Genomic DNA, 17,379 nt, shown 5'->3' on the forward strand with positions numbered 1-17,379 from the left:
GGAACCCGCATGGACATAAAGCGACGGTGAATGGGTCGGCTATTTTTCGCCTGAATCGCAGCATTCTACATGCCACAACACTGAAAACCTAGCAATCGGTGTAGGGAAGCTATTCGATTATACGTAGTTTAGTGTTACAACGCGCCGCAGTTGATGAAAGCAGATATTAACGCGGCGAAGGCCTGATAAAAATTGTGGGTTAATTGCGCCAATCCTGTTGGCCAGACAATATTAACCCGGTGGTAATACATATTATGCGATTACGCAATAAACCCAATCTCAATTACCTCATAAATAATATTTTTATCAATAACTTACATTTAAACGACCCGGCACCTGCTTTCGGATAAACCCCCATATACGCTCCCTCGCCCCTCGGTTACAAGTGACAAGAACTTTGGATAAAAACAGACTTCAGGGCACGACAACATCGGCAAGCCCACCAGAGTTCACCAGCATCTCCTCTGAACATTGATTGGAAGGTTTATCATGATCGATAAAGGGCAAATGCTGAGCCGGCACGATTTTTCCAAGGTCAACTGGGGCATTTTGGCAGCGGTAACGCTGCTGTTCACACTCGGTGCGGTGCTGTTGTTAATGCCGTTATTGAGCAACATGGAAGATCCTCACGTTCTGGCCTTACTGCAAGCCGGCGCGGTTACCATTCTGTTAGGCACTATGTTGCTGGCATTGCGCCATTATCTGCGGCCAATGCTGACCTATCGCCTGTATGAGCACGGCGTGCGCGTGCTGGATCACCACAGTCATAAAGAACGGTTTATTGCGTTTGAAAAGATTGCCGATATCTACCATTCTCGCGGTAGCAGGCTGCTTGGCGGGCTGAGCGACAATATGGCGTTTCGCACCTCGGAGGCGGCGTTCTGGTACAACATCAAGAGCAATATTTCTCACTCTCGGCAGTTGATTGAAACCCTGATCCAACAACAGATCCAGCAGCGTGGGCCGCTGGCATTAAATTCGCTTTATCAGGGGGAAATATTGACCTTCGCCTATCTCAATAGCAGAAAGGGCTGGCTTGGTTCATGGCAAGAGAAACCGACCCAAACATTACGGCTTAGCGCTACGACGCTGAGTACCGCCCAGGCCCAGGTTCAGATCGAAAAGATCCACCGGCTGGAAAACAATCTGCAGCGTGGCACCCTTCGTTTGCTGGATCTACAAGGCAATGAACTGTTTTCGCTGGGTTATGACTCGCTGTTCAGCGCCGATCTGTTTATTGCACTGATGGAGCATATGATCAACAACCGCATCCCCGCCTATAGCAACCCGGCGATGACGCGGCCGCCGTATTAAATCGGGGATTCAGTTTCGGTGTGCAACCGCAAGGCACCCGGCGGCAAGCCGATTTGCAGCACTACGGGTTGATAATTGGCCTGTTCGCCGAGGCGTTTAGCCAATGCACGTGCGATCAGGAAAGCGAGGCCGCCCCCTAAAATCCCACCGAGTGCCGCCGCTGCGTCACTGCCCAACCACCATTGCAGCAGGCCGCCGCCTAGCATCATGCCTAATAACGGGGTCAGATAGACCAGCATCGCCGAGCGCAACAGGCTGCCTTCGGCGATACCGACTTCGACGCGCTGGCCGGGTTCCAGAGGCTGGGCGATTGCCACCTGCAGGTGATGTTCACTTTCAGGCACCAGTTCGTCGAATGCGCGAGCACCGCAGCCAGAACGCGCGGTGCAACTGCCACAGCCGGCTTTAGGCTCACAACGCAGCTGTGCCACGCCCTGTTGCCACGAGACCACCGTGGCCCACTCTTTCATCATTGCGGCGCTACCTTGAAAGTAATGCTGTCGGCAATGCGTTTCGCCGTTGAAGGAGGTAATTCTCCAACCACGGTAATTTCATTGCCATTACGAATTTCGGTTTGGATGGTACGGCGGCCCTGACGATAAAACTGTTGGCTGGCATTGCTGCCCGAAGGGCTGATGTTAACCGAGAAGCTGAACAAGCCATCGCTATAAAGTCGCGATTCAACCGGCACTGCCACATTCGGTAACTTGCGGCGATTACGCGCCACCTCGTTAACGCCAGCAGGCAACCAACCAGCTTTCCAGGCAAGCTTAACGTCTTCAGCCGCGGGTAGGGTCAATAGCGGTGGCAGATTGGCTTTAAGCAAAGGTTGCATGACGCTTTTCACCTGATCGCCCACCACTACCGAGATGACCCGATACTGTTCCAGCGTTTCGCCATCACGATCGAGCAGATCGACCCGCAGCGGTAACTTGGTCTCCATATCCATCCAGACCACATAGCTGTAACGGGAACCGTCACGAGCCACGACGCGGTAAACGTCACAAGGCCGATCGGAAATGCGGGTGCGGCCAACGGAGATGAAGTCGTAGTATTTCGCCAGATAGTCGAAATCGGCAAATACGATGGCGGGCAAAGCGTCAACGATGTGATCGCCAGACAGCGTGAACGGTTCCAGACCAGGCTCAAAATAGCTGATCCCACCGCCACGTTGCAGCACTTCCCGACGAGGGCCGTCCATATGCAGCAGCTGCCCCAAGGGCTGTTTATCGATCACTGCATGGCGATAGCGTAACGACTCTATCCCCTGCTTGCTGATGCTGATATAGGCGAGTTCATAATTGAGTGAACGGCTGGCGCTGCTCATTTGTTGCAATAACGCCCCGGACGCAGGTTCCTGCGCCGAGGCGATATTTGAATTGAGCAGGCCGCCCGTTAAAAGACAAACGGAGAACCAGATTTGCTTCATTACTGCTGTTGCATTCCTAAAGACTGAGTTCCAGGAACCTGAACTGCGGCCTGCTGTGGCCTGCTTTGTTCAAGTTGCAGCTGATCGGAGTGCAAACGGCGTTGCAGCTCATAATCCTGCAGCATGGCATTGATACGCTTACGCTGTTCCTGCACCTGCTGCTGTTGACCGCTGCCGGTTGAGAAACTGTCTGCCGGGACGCCCAGGCTGACCGGGGAAGCTTGCCCCATGATTGGCAACGTATTGAACGCTGGTGTTTCAGCCGCGCCTGATTGGGCAGTTGGCTGATTGTACTGTTGCACACCCACGATCACTGCCAGAGAGACACAAGCGGCAACGCCGACTTGAGTTAGCTGACTAGCCCAAGGACGAACCTTGTGCCAGAACGGCAGTTTACCCCAGGTGTGAGGTTGCGGTTGAGATTCGGGGATTGCCGAAGGAACCAGACGAGCGGGCTCTTTTTCCAATGCGGCAGCAACACGGTCTGCGATATCGAAATGCATGACTTGCCCGATATCACCCCGTAACGTGTCACGGATTAGGTGATAGCTCTGCCAGCTTTGTTGAAGCGCCCGATCTTTACTCAATGAACTCAGCAGCTCATTGTCGAGCATTTCACCATCCATCAGAGCGGAAAGCTTTTCTTTCTGCATGCCTAAGTACCCTTCCAGTGTCCGCTATCGCTAACGTTGGATCAGCGGTTGAACTTTATTATCGATAGCCTCCCGAGCACGGAAAATACGTGAACGTACGGTTCCGACCGGGCAATCCATGATGGCGGCTATCTCTTCGTAGCTTAGACCATCCAACTCCCGCAGGGTAATCGCCATGCGAAGATCCTCTGGGAGTGACTCAATGGTACGGAAAACTATCTGTCTCAGTTCTTCTGACAACATTAAGTTCTCAGGGTTCGAAATTTCTTTCAGTGCGCCCGCACTTTCGTAATTTTCGGCATCATTGGCATCCACATCGCTTGATGGTGGGCGCCGGCCCTGAGCAACCAGATAATTTTTTGCTGTATTGACAGCAATTCGATACAACCAGGTGTAAAAGGCGCTATCGCCACGGAACGACTCCAGTGCGCGATAAGCTTTAATAAACGACTCCTGCACCACATCCGGCACGTCGCCCTGTGGTACGTAGCGCGAAACGAGACTCGCCACTTTATGCTGGTAACGAATTACCAGTAAGTTAAACGATTTCTGATCGCCCTTCTGGACCCGCTCAACCAGAACCTGATCCGTTAACTGCTCGCTCATCCGAGGTAAATTCTCCCCAAATCTATCTCCACGCGTGAAATTGTACCGCCAGCCATACATTATTTTCCTGAGCAAGCACTCGCTTGGAGTTCATACGGAACGCTAAGTTCCATACCGCCATTGTTTTTTTGTTGATGTCACCTTGTCCGTGGCTTTTGCCCGGACAAGTAGGCTAACATGAATTTCACTCTTCTTCTGCACACATCATACGTTATGCAACCATCATCTGAACATGTTAGCGATGTATTGATCGTCGGTAGCGGTGCTGCTGGCCTCTCCCTGGCGTTGCGCCTGGCGCAACATTGCAAGGTTACTGTACTCAGCAAAGGTCCGCTCAATGAAGGCGCCACCTTTTATGCCCAAGGCGGGATCGCCGCGGTGTTTGATGAAACGGACAGCATCGCCTCACACGTTGATGACACGCTGATCGCCGGAGCCGGCCTGTGTGACAAAGACGCCGTCGAGTTTATTGCCGGCAATGCACGCCACTGCGTACAGTGGCTGATCGATCAGGGCGTCCTGTTCGACACCGAAACCAACTCCCAAGGTGAAGAACGCTATCACCTGACGCGGGAAGGCGGACACAGCCATCGGCGCATCCTGCACGCTGCCGACGCCACCGGCAAAGAAGTAGAGACTACCCTGGTAGCGAAAGCAAGTGCTCACCCCAATATTTGCGTGATGGAGCGCCGCAATGCGGTCGACCTGATCACCTCCAACAAGATCGGCTTACCGGGCACCAAGCGCGTAGTGGGCGCTTACGTCTGGAACCGTGAGCGGGAACAGGTGGAAACCTACCGTGCCAAAACGGTGGTGTTAGCCACCGGCGGAGCAGCCAAGGTTTATCAATATACCACCAACCCGGATATCTCTTCGGGCGACGGCATCGCCATGGCCTGGCGCGCAGGCTGCCGGGTCGCCAACCTGGAATTCAACCAGTTCCACCCAACCTGCCTGTTCCACCCACAGGCGCGTAACTTCCTGTTGACCGAAGCGCTGCGCGGTGAAGGTGCCCACCTGAAACGCCCGGACGGCAGCCGCTTTATGCCAGACTTTGATCCACGTGGTGAGCTCGCGCCGCGCGATATCGTCGCCCGCGCGATTGACCATGAGATGAAACGCCTGGGTGCTGACTGCATGTATCTGGATATCAGCCACAAGCCGGCGGAATTCATCACCCAGCACTTCCCGATGATCCACGAAAAGTTGATGACGTTGGGCTTTGACCTGACACAGCAGCCGATCCCGATCGTCCCTGCGGCGCATTACACCTGTGGCGGCGTGATGGTCGATCAGCATGGCCGCACCGATCTGGACGGTCTGTATGCGATTGGCGAAGTAAGCTACACCGGCCTGCACGGAGCCAACCGCATGGCGTCCAACTCACTGCTGGAATGCCTGGTTTATGGCTGGTCCGCCGCCGAAGATATTCTGACGCGTCTGCCTGCCATCAAGCTGGCCAAACAGTTGCCACAGTGGGATGAGAGCCGGGTGGATGATTCGGATGAACGCGTGGTGATCCAGCATAACTGGCACGAACTGCGGCTGTTTATGTGGGACTACGTCGGGATCGTGCGCACCACCAAACGCCTGGAGCGGGCGCTACGCCGCATCAATACGTTGCAGCAGGAGATTGACGAGTATTACGCCAACTTCCGCATCTCCAACAATCTGCTGGAGCTACGTAATCTGGTGCAGGTGGCGGAACTGATTGTGCGCAGCGCGATGGAGCGCAAGGAAAGCCGTGGGCTGCATTACACGCTGGATTACCCGGATATGTTGCCGGAGCCAAAACCCACCATTCTGCAACCCTGAGGCTTCAGTAGTTCAGATAGAAATCGGTAATCAACTGGCGGAAATCGGTGGTGTAGCTGCCATCCGCCAGTTTTATTGCCAGCTCGGCCTCTTCTTTCGCCACCGGTTTGCGCGCTAATGCCAGCATCAAACGGTGTTTTGGCGTGTCGGCCCGGTCGCTGATGTTCAGCCGCCGTGCGGTGTGCCAGCCACGTTGGTGGGCATTCACTTCAAAAGCTTCGCCAATCTCATAAGGCAGCACCACGCAGAACTGCCCCTCCGCCGTTATCAGCCTTTCGGCGCTATCCAGCAAGGCGTCATGAGTCAGGGTTTCGGTATAGCGGGCGTTGGTGCGAGCCAGATCGCGACAGGCGACAGAAGGCTCAAAATACGGTGGATTGCTGACGATCAGATCGTAACAATGGGCATGCTGCTGGGCAAAATGATGGATATCCTGGCTGTGCACCTGGATCTTCTGCGGCCAAGGCGACTCCAACACGTTATCACGTGCCTGCAAGGCGGCGGCGTTATCCAGCTCAACCGCATCGATGGTGACCTCGCCAGCCGTGCGCTGCGCCAACATCAGGGCGATCAGCCCACTGCCGCAGCCAATATCCAGCACCCGCTGCACGTTTTCCACGGCAACCCAGGAGCCGAGCATAACCGCATCGGTACCCACCTTCATCGCGCAACGATCGTGGGCGACAAAGAACTGCTTAAAGGTAAAACCGCCGCGGCGCGGGGTCGATTTAGTTTTAATTTGATTACTCACAATAGCCACCAGCAGACAAAACTGGCGTAGCATAAGGCAAACTGATTTAGGGTAAAAGTTAAAAAGGGTGAACCCTGCGGCCATCCCGTCTATAATCGGCGCCCCAAGTAGAGGTAGATAATGACAGCAACCAATTTTTCCGAACTCGAACTCGATGAGCGCCTGATCCTCGCTTTGCGTGATAAAGGCTACGATCGCCCCACCGCTATCCAGGCCGAGGCTATCCCGCCAGCCATGGACGGGCGCGACGTATTAGGTTCGGCACCGACCGGCACGGGCAAAACCGCCGCATTCTTGCTGCCGGTTCTGCAGCATCTGCTGGATTTCCCACGTAAGAAGTCTGGCCCACCGCGCGTACTGATCCTCACCCCGACGCGTGAGCTGGCAATGCAGGTGGCCGATCAGGCTCGTGAATTGGCTGCGCATACCTCGCTGGATATCGCCACCATCACCGGCGGCGTGGCGTATATGAACCACGCCGAAGTCTTTAGTGAAAACCAGGACGTGGTGGTTGCTACCACCGGCCGCCTGCTGCAATACATCAAAGAAGAAAACTTTGACTGCCGTGCGGTAGAAACACTGATCCTGGACGAAGCCGACCGCATGCTCGATATGGGCTTTGCGCAAGATATCGAGACCATCTCGGCGGAAACCCGCTGGCGTACCCAGACGTTGCTGTTCTCCGCAACGTTGGAAGGCGAAGCTATCCGCGAGTTTGCCGAGCGCATCCTGAAGGAGCCGGTTGAGGTTGAAGCCGATCCTTCCCGCCGCGAACGTAAAAAGATCCTGCAATGGTATTACCGCGCCGATGACGTGAAGCATAAAACCGCCCTGCTGGTGCATCTGTTGCAACAGCCGGACGTGCAGAAGTCAGTGATCTTTGTACGTAAGCGTGAGCGCGTGCATGAGCTGGCCGCCTGGCTACGTGAAGCGGGCATCAATACCTGCTATCTCGAAGGGGAAATGGTGCAGGCCAAGCGTAACGAAGCGGTAAAACGCATGATGGATGGCCGCGTCAACGTGCTGGTCGCCACCGACGTTGCAGCGCGCGGGCTGGATATCCTGGATATCACCCACGTGTTCAACTTCGATATGCCGCGCACTGCCGATACCTATCTGCACCGCATTGGCCGTACTGGCCGTGCCGGGCGTAAAGGCACCGCCATTTCGCTGGTAGAGGCGCACGACCATCTGCTGCTGGGCAAAGTGGGGCGTTACCTCAATGAGCCACTGAAAGCCCGTGTGATCGACGAACTGCGTCCGTCCACCAAGGTACCTAGCGAGAAGAGCAACGGTAAACCTTCGAAGAAGGTGCTGGCCAAGCGCATCGAAGACAAGCTGAAGAACAAAGAGAAGGCCAAGGTGAAGGTACGCCATCGCGACGCGAAAAACGTCGGTAAGCGCCGCCAGCCAAAAGCCAAACCAGACGCACAATAATCTCTGTGCCATCAAAAAACCGCCATCACTTTGAAGGCGGTTTTTTATTTTCAAGGCTGAGTATAGTGCCCTGCCAATTTCTGACTTTTGAGCCAGCTCTCCAATTGACGGTACTGCTCACGCAACTCGCTATTCTGTAAATGCACTGGCGTCTGGGCAAAGTAATACTGGAACGTTCTCCCTTGCTGATTTAGTGCCTTGGCATCAGCCCCCGTTTGTAACAGGAGCAGCGCCAACTGTGGTGCGTTGATTTTTGCGGCCAGGTGCAAGGGCGTATCCCCTACTCTGTCACTCAATGTACTGTCGGCCCCGGCATTCAACAGTATACGTACCTGCTCCTCACGCCCCGCCAGCACAGCGGCGGCTAATGGCGTAGCCCCAGTGACCAGATTACGTATATTAACCTGGGGAGCCTGTTGCAATAGCAAGCGTAAATATTGCGCATCCTTGACCATCGCCGCCGTATGCAATGCCCCGTTGCCCTCCATACCAGGTTGCCCAATATCTGCCCCCGCCTGTATCAATGCCTGCACACTGCCTGGCCTCTGCTGCAAAATCGCCCACTGCAACAGTGTAATCTGCAAATCTCCCCGCACATGAAGCCGTTCAGCTGTTGCTTGCTGGCTAATTTGCCAAACATCACCTTCAGCCACCGCCTGTGATAAAGACAGGCTATTGGTACCCGCAAATGGCGAATTTTGCTGTTCCATATAGTGCTCCTTGGCTACCATCAATAACCCAGCGATCCCAAACAGGGGCAAAACGAGAGCCGCTATCCAGCAGCCTCTGCACCACCTTTTAGGCATTCGCCTTGATCTCCCACGGCTTCTGTTCCGCCATTGAGCTGATTACCTTATCGATGCCATGTGCCGTCATGCTGCGATCGAAATATTTGCTTGGCCGCCAAGCATCAGTGCCGCTCAGAGTTTCATTGTTGGCAATGGTGATTTTATGCCCGATAGCATCTGGAAGCAGAGAGGTCGACTCCTGTGTCCCCGTCAACATATCGTATTGTTCACTGTAACGACGGATCCCGCCAGATTCTGCATCTTGCTTTGCCGCAGCGGGATTAATACCGAAACGGTTCAGAGTATGATCGGAAACCCCAGCGGCGTTGAATGTTACCCCTAGAGAACCGGTTGCCAACGCCGCCGTTGCCGCCAATCCTCCCCCCAACGAATGGCCGGTGATCACTAACGCTTCACCAAACGCAGCTTTGGCATTCTTGGCAATCGCCACGGCATGATTGTACTGCACATCGTCGTACCCGGTAGCCTGGCGCACATTGCTCAGCCAATCGCGCATATCATTAGTACCAGCGAAAGCCAGCACATAGTGCTGCTTATTCGAATAAATACCCGCCTGTAAGCCCGAGGCTGTATCCAATAGACTTGCGGGGTCAATGCCAACACTCAGCAAATCGTTATCACTCATGCGCGAAAAACCCTCTGCACCATGCCCCGTTAGGTTGTAGACATCCTTGGCCAATAACGCCAAAGAGTAATCGCCCTGCTGAGACTCTTGCCCACGAGACACCTCCCGCCTAGCAGCCAAAGGGACCGCAGCAGAGAGATCGTGAGTCAGTGAATTCAACAGGTTTTGTGCATTACGACTATTTTCAGAGGGGAGCGACACAGCAGTTTTTGTCACCTGTGGCTCGTCGGTTTGGACTGGCTTTATTGCGTTTTGAGCCGGGAGTGCCGCAGCAGATACAGCGGATATGGGCGTCATCGTCGAGATGAAACTCAAAGGCAAACTCATAGAGACTCCTTATCAATAGACAGCCCCAAATGGAACTGATTTAGCTATCGGCGAGTCATACGAGTTCTGTAATGGGAATGATTATTTTTTGCAGGTAATGTGATCAAAATCTATTTTCTGCCGTGAAGGCATTAAAAAAGGGAGCCAAAGCTCCCTTTTGTCTACCTAGCCGAAAATTACAGGCTTTCGGTAAAGGTACGTGCGATAACGTCACGTTGCTGTTCTGGCGTCAGTGAGTTGAAACGCACCGCATAACCAGAAACACGAATGGTCAGCTGCGGGTATTTTTCTGGGTTCTTAACCGCATCTTCCAGCGTTTCACGGCGCAGCACGTTCACGTTCAGGTGCTGACCACCTTCTACGCGCACGGTAGGTTGCATTTCCATCGGTACTTCGCGGTACTCGATCTGGCCCAGTTCGCTAACAGGCACGATCTGATCTTCCGCATAATCCGCTTTGGCACATACACAGCGCGCTTCTGATTTCTCTTCATCCAGCAGCCAGAAAGAGTTCACCAGTGCTTGATTGTTCGCTTTAGTGATTTGAATACCAGTAATCATTTTGTTGCCTCCGTAATAGGGAGAAAAATTTCTACGTCGCCGAAAACTCGGTTGTGGTTTCCGGCCATTTGGTAAAACCAATGTTGTCTTGTTGTTCTGTATACCAGTCAAACCGGGTCAATTCTTTGACTAAAATCAATTTTTACGGGGTACTGAAATGAGCGACGGAGGCAAATTTATGTTTTATATCAATTTTACCTTTTTGCTCATTAAAATTATTTTTGTAAATTTTCAAAAATATTTGTATATCTCGCTCGCCATACCTACTGAAAAAGCGGGTTTCGCCGAGCGGAGGTTAACGGTAAGCTATGCACCATGAATTGCTAACAAAAACAAAGGAGAGTGCTTATGTCTACCTCCCTCACCTGGCACGACGTCATCGGCAAAGAGAAAGAGCAGCCCTACTTTCTGGATACACTCGCCTTTGTAGCTAATGAACGCCAGGCTGGTAAGACCATTTATCCACCGCAGAAAGACGTGTTCAACGCTTTCCGCTTTACCGAGTTGGCAGACGTCAAAGTGGTGATCCTGGGGCAAGATCCCTATCACGGCCCGAACCAGGCCCATGGCCTGTCGTTTTCCGTGCGCCCAGGCATCCCTGCGCCGCCTTCACTGGTCAATATGTACAAAGAGCTGGTGACGGATATCCCCGGCTTTGAACGCCCGACACACGGCTGCCTGCAAAGCTGGGCCGAGCAAGGCGTACTGCTGCTCAATACCGTATTAACCGTTGAAGGTGGCCGGGCGCATTCTCATGCCAATCTGGGCTGGGAAACCTTTACCGACAAGGTCATTGCCGCGTTAAACGAAAATCGCGAGGGTGTCGTGTTCCTGCTGTGGGGGTCACACGCACAAAAGAAAGGGAGCTTTATCGATCGCCAGCGCCATCATGTGTTGAAAGCGCCGCATCCCTCCCCGCTTTCTGCCCATCGCGGTTTCCTGGGTTGCCACCACTTTTCGCAAACCAATCAGTTACTGGAACAACAAGGCCTGGCACCGATTGACTGGGTACCGCACCTGCCGCAGGAATGATCCACCAGGCACAAAAAAGGCACCACGCGGGTGCCTTTATCCTCAGCAGGTCTTATTAGGACTTGGCTTTGGATACCGCTACCATCGCAGGGCGCAGCAGGCGGCCATTCAGCGTGTAGCCTTTCTGCATCACCATCATCACATGGTTCGGCTGATGGTCGGCTGATTCCATCAGGCTCATCGCCTGGTGAACGTCCGGGTTGAATGGCACGTTGAGTTCACCTACCACTTCGATGCCGTACTTGCGTACCGCGTCCAGCAGTGACTTCAGCGTCAGTTCAATCCCTTCGATCATCGCGACCAGTTCAGGGTTGTTCTTGTCCGCCAGCTCCAGTGCACGCTCCAGGTTGTCGATCACAGGCAGCAAATCACCGGAGAATTTTTCCAGCGCGAATTTGTGAGCCTTCTCGACATCCAGCTCGCTACGGCGACGAACGTTTTCCATTTCGGCCTTGGCACGCAGCACACTATCACGCTCGCGTTGCTGAGCTTCAGCCAGTTGGGCTTCCAACTCGGCAATGCGATCATCGCGCAGATCGGCGCCTGCCGCCATGGCTTCCTCGTGCTGTGCTTGCTGTTCCATTTCTTCCGAGGCTTGCTCGTTTGGCGTCTTCTGTTCTTTACTACTCATGAATATCTCCGCGTTTTAGCATTAATCTCGCAACTTGGCTTATTATGGGGATCAAAACCGGGGTTTCAAGTCAACCGGTCACAATGTGGGGCATAAACCGTCCCTGGTGAGGAAAATGGCAGCGATGAAGAAAAAATTTGCATGTATTGGCATTGTTGGGCACCCGCGTCACCCTTCCGCATTGGCTACTCATGAAATGCTGTTCGAATGGTTGGTTGCCCGTGGCTACAAGGTGATCCTTGAACGCCAGATTGCCCACGATTTGGGCATGAAAGACGTAGATACCGGCAGCCTGGCGGAGATTGGTCAACGGGCCGATCTGGCCGTCGTGGTGGGTGGTGACGGTAACATGCTGGGCGCAGCGCGCGTATTGGCGCGTTATGACATCAAGGTGATCGGGGTCAACCGTGGCAATCTCGGCTTCCTGACCGATCTCGACCCAGACAACGCACTCCAGCAGTTGGCGGACGTGCTGGAAGGGGAATATATCGACGAGAAGCGCTTCCTGTTGGAAACCATCGTCCATAAAGAGCACCAGCAATGCCGCGTCAGCACCGCGATTAACGAAGTGGTGTTACACCCTGGCAAGGTGGCGCATATGATCGAGTTCGAAGTTTACATAGACGATCGCTTCGCCTTCTCGCAGCGTTCCGATGGCCTGATCATCGCCACGCCGACCGGTTCTACCGCCTACTCGCTTTCCGCAGGCGGGCCAATATTGACTCCATCGCTGGAAGCCATCGCATTGGTGCCGATGTTCCCGCACACGCTTTCCGCCCGGCCGCTGGTGATCAACGGCGACAGCACCATTCGCCTGAAGTTTTCCCATATCGGCAGCGATCTGGAAATCAGCTGCGACAGCCAGATCGCCCTGCCCATTCAGGAAGGCGAAGAGGTACTGATCCGCCGCAGCGACTTCCACTTAAACCTGATCCACCCCAAGGACTACAGCTATTTCAATACGTTGAGCACCAAATTGGGCTGGTCAAAAAAATTATTCTAAAAATGGCGCCAACCGCTTTACTGTATATAAAACCAGTTTATACTGTATGAAATCACAGTTATGTGTTTATACACAGGAAGGTCCCTATGTTGGCGCAATTAACCATCAGCAATTTTGCTATCGTTCGTGAGTTGGAGATCGACTTTCAAGCGGGTATGACGGCAATCACCGGTGAGACCGGTGCCGGTAAGTCGATTGCTATTGATGCGTTGGGCCTGTGCCTCGGCAACCGCGCAGACGGCAACGTGGTACGTCTGGGGGCCTCCCGTGCCGATATCTGTGCCCGCTTCTCACTGGCAGATACCCCATCCGCCCGCGAATGGCTGGAACAAAACCAGCTGGATGACAGCAACGAGTGCCTGCTGCGCCGCGTGATCGGGACAGATGGCCGCTCCCGTGGCTTTATCAACGGCACCGCCGTTCCCCTTTCCCAATTGCGGGAACTTGGCCAGCGCCTGATCCAGATCCACGGCCAGCACGCTCACCAGTTGCTGCTAAAACCCGAACACCAAAAACAGTTGCTGGATGCCTATGCTGGCGAACCGGCCTTGCAGGCCGCCATGCACCAGGCTTACCACCAATGGCATCAAAGCTGCCGCGAACTGGCACACCATCAGCAGCAATCTCTCGAGCGCGATGCCCGCAAGCAACTGCTGCAATACCAGTTGAAAGAGCTGAACGAATTCGCCCCACAGGCCGGTGAGTTTGAGCAGATCGACAGCGAATACAAGCGTCTGGCCAACAGCGGCCAGTTGCTGACCCTCAGCCAGCAGGCCCTGCAACTGCTGGCCGATGACGAACAACACAACATGCTCAGCCAGCTCTATACCACCAAGCACCTGCTGCTGGATCTGATCGGCATGGATGAGAAGTTAAGCGGCCTGCTGGATATGCTGGAAGAAGCCTCGATCCAAATCAGCGAAGCCAGCGATGAACTGCGCCATTACGCAGACCGCATGGATCTCGATCCCAACCGCCTGCATGAGCTGGAGCAGCGCCTGTCGCGCCAAATCAGCCTGGCACGTAAGCACCATGTTTCACCGGAAGAATTACCCGGCCTGCATCAACAACTGCTGGATGAGCAACAGCTGCTTTCCCAACAGGCTAGCGATCAGCAACACCTGAGCGAAGCAGTCAACCTGCATCATCAACAGGCGCTGGCGCTGGCTGAGCAGTTGCACCAGAAGCGGCAGCACTATGCAGCCGAGTTAACCACCCTGATCACCGAGAGCATGAATGCACTCTCGATGCCGCACGGCAAATTTAATATCGACGTCCGCTTTGAACCGGAATACCTGAGCAGTGAGGGGGCCAGCCGCGTTGAATTCTGTGTCTCCACCAACCCGGGGCAACCGCTGCAACCATTGGCAAAAGTGGCCTCCGGCGGTGAGCTTTCCCGCATCGCATTAGCCATCCAGGTCATTACCGCCCGTAAAATGGAAACTCCGGCGCTGATCTTCGATGAGGTGGACGTAGGCATCAGTGGCCCAACGGCCGCCATTGTTGGCCGCTTGCTGCGCCAGTTGGGTGAATCAACCCAGGTTATGTGCGTGACCCACCTGCCGCAGGTCGCCGGTTGCGGTCATCAGCATTTATTTGTCAGCAAGCAAACCGACGGCACGGTAACCGAAACCCAGATGTCCCCCTTGGACAAACGCGCCCGTCTGCAAGAGTTGGCGCGCCTGCTTGGCGGCAGTGAAGTCACTAAAAATACGCTGGCAAATGCAAAAGAATTGCTGGCCGCATAACTTTTTTACTTTCCTGAGGTCATAATGAGGCCCTGTAAAGGTTCCCAACTGCTGCAAGGTCTATTATCATCGGCATCCTATGCCCTAAAGGAATGTGATTATTATGCGCTGTAAAATGCTGACAGCTGCCGCTGTGGTTCTTGTGATGCTGACCGCAGGCTGTTCTACTTTTGAGAAGGTGGTTTACCGGCCTGATATCAACCAGGGTAACTACCTGACACCAACCGACGTGGCAAAAATCCACAAGGGAATGACGCAACAACAGGTTGCTTACACATTGGGCACGCCAATGATGCAGGATCCGTTTGGTACCCAGACGTGGTTCTACGTGTTCCGCCAAGAGCCAGGCCATGAGAAGATCACGCAGCAAACGCTGACGTTGACGTTCGACAGCGCAGGTGTGTTGACGGATCTGCAGAATAAACCGGCACTGACTGAGTAAGCCGAGCCGGAGCTGTCATCCGGCCCATGGGGGAAGAGTGAGATCCTTCATGACAGTCGCAGGCTGCAACTCGGAAGACAACGTTCTGATGAAGATAAGGCGCATTGAGCGCCTTATTTTTTTGCCTTTTCTGCCCGCTGACGGCGCAGTTCTTTCGGATCGGCAATCAATGGCCGGTAAATCTCTACCCTGTCGCCATCATTGAGCACATCGTTCAGCTTAGCCGGTCGGCTGTAAATACCCACCTTGTTGCTGGCCAAATCGATATCGTTCCGTAGCTCTAACAGCCCAGAAGCCAGGATGGCCTGCTCAACGCTGCTGCCTGCTACTAACTTAACCTGGCGCACATATTGGCGTTCTGGCAACGCATAGACCACCTCAACGCGTATCTCAGACACTGTAGACCTCTTTGGCGCGCTGAGTGAACGCTTGCACCATGCTACCGGCCAGTTCTTTAAACACTTTACCGAAGGCCAGCTCGATCAGTTTGTTGGTGAACTCAAAATCCAGGTGCAGCTCTACCTTGCACGCCTCGGGGCTTAACGCAGTGAACTGCCAGCCGCCCATCAGCTTGCGGAACGGGCCATCGACCAGCTGCATATTGATGCTTTGGTTATCCAGCAGCGTATTGCGCGTGGTAAAGGTTTTGCTGATGCCGGCTTTTGCCACCTCTACCGCGGCGGTCATTTCATTAGGGGAAGCGGCAATCACCCGGCTGCCGGTGCATCCTGGCAGAAAATCGGGGTAAGAATGAACATCGTTAACCAACTGATACATCTGCTCAGCGCTAAACGGCACTAAGGCAGAACGACTGATCTGGGGCATATCATTTCCTGAGAGGCAAAAAACGTACAGATAATACCATTTATCTGGCGCCAAACAAAAAATCTGCTACGCGCGGCACGGATCCAAAATGCGAGAAATTGCGCAGGTGCTGAGTGGGAAAGGATTTCTTTCGCTGCGTCATCCAGTATAATGAGCGCACTATGACAAAGAAAAAAGCATACAAACCCGGTTCCGCAACCATTGCACAAAACAAGCGAGCACGTTTCGAATACTCCATTGAAGAGGAGATCGAGGCGGGTTTGGCCCTGCAAGGTTGGGAAGTAAAATCACTGCGTGCTGGCAAAGCTAACATCAGCGACAGTTATGTAATGTTCCGCGACGGTGAAGCCTATCTGTTTGGCGCCACCATTTCGCCGCTGAACGTTGCTTCAACTCATGTGGTATGCGATCCAACACGTTCCCGTAAACTCCTGCTGAAAAAACGTGAGCTAGACTCACTGATCGGCCGCGTTACCCGCGATGGTTATACCGTCGTCGCCCTCTCCATGTATTGGAAAAATGCCTGGAGCAAGGTGAAGATCGGCGTAGCCAAAGGTAAGAAAGAACACGATAAGCGCGATGACATCAAAGATCGTGAGTGGCAGACGGCGAAAGCCCGTATCATGAAGCATGCCAATCGTTAAGCCGCTGGCTTAACAGGGTAATCTTCTGTTATACTGCACAAAGTACTTGGGGCTGATTCTGGATTCGACGGGATTTGCGAAGCCCTAGGAGCATGCCGAGGGGCGGTTTGCCTCGTAAAAAGCCGCAAAAAAATAGTCGCAAACGACGAAAACTACGCACTAGCAGCTTAATACCCTGCTTAGAGCCCTCTCTCCCTAGCTTCCGCTCTTAAGACGGGGATAAAGAGAGGTCAAACCCAAAAGAGATCGCATGGAAGTCCTGCCTGGGGCTAAAGTGCTAAAACTAATCAGGCTAGTTTGTTAGTGGCGTGTCCATCCGCAGCTGACCGGCGAATGTAAAGATTGGACTAAGCATGTAGTGCCGACGGTGTAGTAATTTCGGACGGGGGTTCAAATCCCCCCAGCTCCACCAAATAGGTCGCCAGTGATACCAGATAGACCCGGCGACAGTGACGAAAAAGCCCGCAATTCACGTTGCGGGCTTTTTTGTGTTAAAAACTTACGCCCTCGATGATGAGGCTAGCGACTTTATGGAGGAAACTTTTAATAGGTAAGAATTTTCCTAACCACATCAAATATCCTATCTAAACGTGTAAATCGCCCCCTATCCTCCTCTGTCTAATCGAACCTTAGAAAGGTAATCTTGCGACCACTCGGCAAAAGACGCGAAAACAGAGACCTAAACCAGAATACCCCTCTTCACTTCCTCTCGGGGCTGGAGTAAAGTC

At 53.6% G+C, this 17,379-nt stretch carries 19 protein-coding genes and 1 other RNA gene; 9 read left to right on the forward strand and 11 right to left on the reverse strand.

Features of this window, described 5'->3' with window-relative positions; genetic code table 11:
* Nucleotides 1–489: 489 nt before the first annotated feature.
* Nucleotides 490–1,314 (forward strand): hypothetical protein, encoded by an 825-nt coding sequence (locus N6G83_RS27175; protein WP_211135893.1) that lies wholly within the window; start codon nt 490–492, stop codon nt 1,312–1,314.
* Here N6G83_RS27175 and rseC read toward each other — a convergent pair.
* Genes rseC through rpoE form a run of 4 tightly spaced genes read right to left on the reverse strand, consistent with a single transcriptional unit; the run spans nt 1,311 to nt 4,002 of the window.
* Nucleotides 1,311–1,787, reverse strand: a complete 477-nt coding sequence (rseC, locus tag N6G83_RS27180) for a SoxR-reducing system protein RseC (protein WP_024529378.1) — start codon at nt 1,785–1,787, stop codon at nt 1,311–1,313. The genes N6G83_RS27175 and rseC overlap by 4 nt on opposite strands.
* Complete coding sequence (rseB, locus tag N6G83_RS27185) at nt 1,784–2,743, reverse strand: sigma-E factor regulatory protein RseB (protein WP_199062701.1); 960 nt, start codon at nt 2,741–2,743, stop codon at nt 1,784–1,786. Before rseB ends, rseC begins: the two co-directional genes overlap by 4 nt.
* A complete protein-coding gene (rseA, locus tag N6G83_RS27190; RefSeq protein ID WP_024529380.1) occupies nt 2,743–3,396 on the reverse strand; it encodes an anti-sigma-E factor RseA in 654 nt (217 codons plus the stop codon). Before rseA ends, rseB begins: the two co-directional genes overlap by 1 nt.
* 30 nt (nt 3,397–3,426) lie before the next feature.
* Nucleotides 3,427–4,002 (reverse strand): RNA polymerase sigma factor RpoE, encoded by a 576-nt coding sequence (rpoE, locus tag N6G83_RS27195; RefSeq protein WP_012146382.1) that lies wholly within the window; start codon nt 4,000–4,002, stop codon nt 3,427–3,429.
* A gap of 213 nt (nt 4,003–4,215) precedes the next feature.
* Here rpoE and nadB point away from each other — a divergent pair, with 213 nt between their 5' ends.
* A complete protein-coding gene (nadB, locus tag N6G83_RS27200) occupies nt 4,216–5,817 on the forward strand; it encodes an L-aspartate oxidase (RefSeq protein WP_024529381.1) in 1,602 nt (533 codons plus the stop codon).
* A gap of 4 nt (nt 5,818–5,821) precedes the next feature.
* On the opposite strand, the gene trmN is transcribed toward nadB, so the two are convergent.
* Complete coding sequence (gene trmN / locus N6G83_RS27205) at nt 5,822–6,601, reverse strand: tRNA(1)(Val) (adenine(37)-N(6))-methyltransferase TrmN (RefSeq protein WP_211135894.1); 780 nt, start codon at nt 6,599–6,601, stop codon at nt 5,822–5,824.
* Between the two features lie 87 nt (nt 6,602–6,688).
* Between trmN and srmB the strand changes: the two genes are divergently transcribed.
* Nucleotides 6,689–8,005: an ATP-dependent RNA helicase SrmB gene (srmB, locus tag N6G83_RS27210; RefSeq protein ID WP_024485802.1), complete on the forward strand. Its 1,317-nt coding sequence runs from the start codon at nt 6,689–6,691 to the stop codon at nt 8,003–8,005.
* Between the two features lie 50 nt (nt 8,006–8,055).
* Here srmB and N6G83_RS27215 read toward each other — a convergent pair whose 3' ends face one another.
* The 3 genes from N6G83_RS27215 to grcA all read right to left on the reverse strand — a co-directional run bounded on the left by N6G83_RS27215 (nt 8,056) and on the right by grcA (nt 10,326).
* Complete coding sequence (locus N6G83_RS27215; RefSeq protein WP_211135895.1) at nt 8,056–8,811, reverse strand: ankyrin repeat domain-containing protein; 756 nt, start codon at nt 8,809–8,811, stop codon at nt 8,056–8,058.
* Entirely contained in the window at nt 8,804–9,766 is a 963-nt protein-coding gene (locus N6G83_RS27220) for a DUF2974 domain-containing protein (protein WP_211135896.1), read from the reverse strand. The genes N6G83_RS27215 and N6G83_RS27220 overlap by 8 nt, the downstream gene beginning before the upstream one ends.
* Nucleotides 9,767–9,942: 176 nt before the next feature.
* Nucleotides 9,943–10,326: an autonomous glycyl radical cofactor GrcA gene (gene grcA, locus N6G83_RS27225; RefSeq protein ID WP_021178913.1), complete on the reverse strand. Its 384-nt coding sequence runs from the start codon at nt 10,324–10,326 to the stop codon at nt 9,943–9,945.
* 348 nt (nt 10,327–10,674) lie between these two features.
* Here grcA and ung point away from each other — a divergent pair, with 348 nt between their 5' ends.
* Nucleotides 10,675–11,358, forward strand: coding sequence for a uracil-DNA glycosylase (gene ung / locus N6G83_RS27230; protein ID WP_021178914.1), 684 nt, complete (start codon nt 10,675–10,677; stop codon nt 11,356–11,358).
* A 55-nt stretch (nt 11,359–11,413) separates the two neighbouring features.
* On the opposite strand, the gene grpE is transcribed toward ung, so the two are convergent.
* Nucleotides 11,414–11,989 carry a nucleotide exchange factor GrpE gene (gene grpE / locus N6G83_RS27235; protein ID WP_021178915.1) on the reverse strand — a complete coding sequence of 192 codons (576 nt, stop codon included), beginning with the start codon at nt 11,987–11,989 and terminating at the stop codon, nt 11,414–11,416.
* Between the two features lie 124 nt (nt 11,990–12,113).
* Here grpE and nadK point away from each other — a divergent pair, with 124 nt between their 5' ends.
* The 3 genes from nadK to bamE all read left to right on the forward strand — a co-directional run bounded on the left by nadK (nt 12,114) and on the right by bamE (nt 15,182).
* Nucleotides 12,114–12,992, forward strand: coding sequence for an NAD(+) kinase (gene nadK, locus N6G83_RS27240; protein WP_024485805.1), 879 nt, complete (start codon nt 12,114–12,116; stop codon nt 12,990–12,992).
* A gap of 86 nt (nt 12,993–13,078) precedes the next feature.
* Nucleotides 13,079–14,740, forward strand: coding sequence for a DNA repair protein RecN (gene recN / locus N6G83_RS27245; protein WP_024485806.1), 1,662 nt, complete (start codon nt 13,079–13,081; stop codon nt 14,738–14,740).
* Between the two features lie 103 nt (nt 14,741–14,843).
* Complete coding sequence (gene bamE, locus N6G83_RS27250; protein ID WP_021178918.1) at nt 14,844–15,182, forward strand: outer membrane protein assembly factor BamE; 339 nt, start codon at nt 14,844–14,846, stop codon at nt 15,180–15,182.
* 113 nt (nt 15,183–15,295) lie between these two features.
* Here the strand turns inward: bamE and N6G83_RS27255 are convergent, their stop codons facing one another.
* Both N6G83_RS27255 and N6G83_RS27260 read right to left on the reverse strand, forming a co-directional pair.
* A complete protein-coding gene (locus N6G83_RS27255; protein WP_074029510.1) occupies nt 15,296–15,580 on the reverse strand; it encodes an RnfH family protein in 285 nt (94 codons plus the stop codon).
* Nucleotides 15,573–16,007, reverse strand: a complete 435-nt coding sequence (locus N6G83_RS27260) for a type II toxin-antitoxin system RatA family toxin (protein WP_021178920.1) — start codon at nt 16,005–16,007, stop codon at nt 15,573–15,575. The genes N6G83_RS27255 and N6G83_RS27260 overlap by 8 nt, the downstream gene beginning before the upstream one ends.
* A 161-nt stretch (nt 16,008–16,168) precedes the next feature.
* Between N6G83_RS27260 and smpB the strand changes: the two genes are divergently transcribed.
* Nucleotides 16,169–16,651, forward strand: coding sequence for an SsrA-binding protein SmpB (gene smpB, locus N6G83_RS27265; RefSeq protein ID WP_021178921.1), 483 nt, complete (start codon nt 16,169–16,171; stop codon nt 16,649–16,651).
* 48 nt (nt 16,652–16,699) lie between these two features.
* Nucleotides 16,700–17,063: a transfer-messenger RNA gene (gene ssrA, locus N6G83_RS27270) on the forward strand.
* The last annotated feature ends 316 nt before the right edge of the window (nt 17,064–17,379 follow it).

This window comes from Serratia sp. PL7 (genome assembly GCF_945957435.1).

Coding starts and splice junctions, on each gene's coding strand:
- nadK (WP_024485805.1), top strand. CDS start 12,114: ATGAAGAAAAAATTTGCATGTATTGGCATTGTTGGGCACCCGCGTCAC.
- grpE (WP_021178915.1), bottom strand. CDS start 11,989: ATGAGTAGTAAAGAACAGAAGACGCCAAACGAGCAAGCCTCGGAAGAA.
- rseB (WP_199062701.1), bottom strand. CDS start 2,743: ATGAAGCAAATCTGGTTCTCCGTTTGTCTTTTAACGGGCGGCCTGCTC.
- grcA (WP_021178913.1), bottom strand. CDS start 10,326: ATGATTACTGGTATTCAAATCACTAAAGCGAACAATCAAGCACTGGTG.
- trmN (WP_211135894.1), bottom strand. CDS start 6,601: ATGCTACGCCAGTTTTGTCTGCTGGTGGCTATTGTGAGTAATCAAATT.
- N6G83_RS27220 (WP_211135896.1), bottom strand. CDS start 9,766: ATGAGTTTGCCTTTGAGTTTCATCTCGACGATGACGCCCATATCCGCT.
- recN (WP_024485806.1), top strand. CDS start 13,079: ATGTTGGCGCAATTAACCATCAGCAATTTTGCTATCGTTCGTGAGTTG.
- smpB (WP_021178921.1), top strand. CDS start 16,169: ATGACAAAGAAAAAAGCATACAAACCCGGTTCCGCAACCATTGCACAA.
- rpoE (WP_012146382.1), bottom strand. CDS start 4,002: ATGAGCGAGCAGTTAACGGATCAGGTTCTGGTTGAGCGGGTCCAGAAG.
- N6G83_RS27175 (WP_211135893.1), top strand. CDS start 490: ATGATCGATAAAGGGCAAATGCTGAGCCGGCACGATTTTTCCAAGGTC.
- srmB (WP_024485802.1), top strand. CDS start 6,689: ATGACAGCAACCAATTTTTCCGAACTCGAACTCGATGAGCGCCTGATC.
- rseC (WP_024529378.1), bottom strand. CDS start 1,787: ATGATGAAAGAGTGGGCCACGGTGGTCTCGTGGCAACAGGGCGTGGCA.
- nadB (WP_024529381.1), top strand. CDS start 4,216: ATGCAACCATCATCTGAACATGTTAGCGATGTATTGATCGTCGGTAGC.
- N6G83_RS27260 (WP_021178920.1), bottom strand. CDS start 16,007: ATGCCCCAGATCAGTCGTTCTGCCTTAGTGCCGTTTAGCGCTGAGCAG.
- N6G83_RS27215 (WP_211135895.1), bottom strand. CDS start 8,811: ATGCCTAAAAGGTGGTGCAGAGGCTGCTGGATAGCGGCTCTCGTTTTG.
- rseA (WP_024529380.1), bottom strand. CDS start 3,396: ATGCAGAAAGAAAAGCTTTCCGCTCTGATGGATGGTGAAATGCTCGAC.
- ung (WP_021178914.1), top strand. CDS start 10,675: ATGTCTACCTCCCTCACCTGGCACGACGTCATCGGCAAAGAGAAAGAG.
- bamE (WP_021178918.1), top strand. CDS start 14,844: ATGCGCTGTAAAATGCTGACAGCTGCCGCTGTGGTTCTTGTGATGCTG.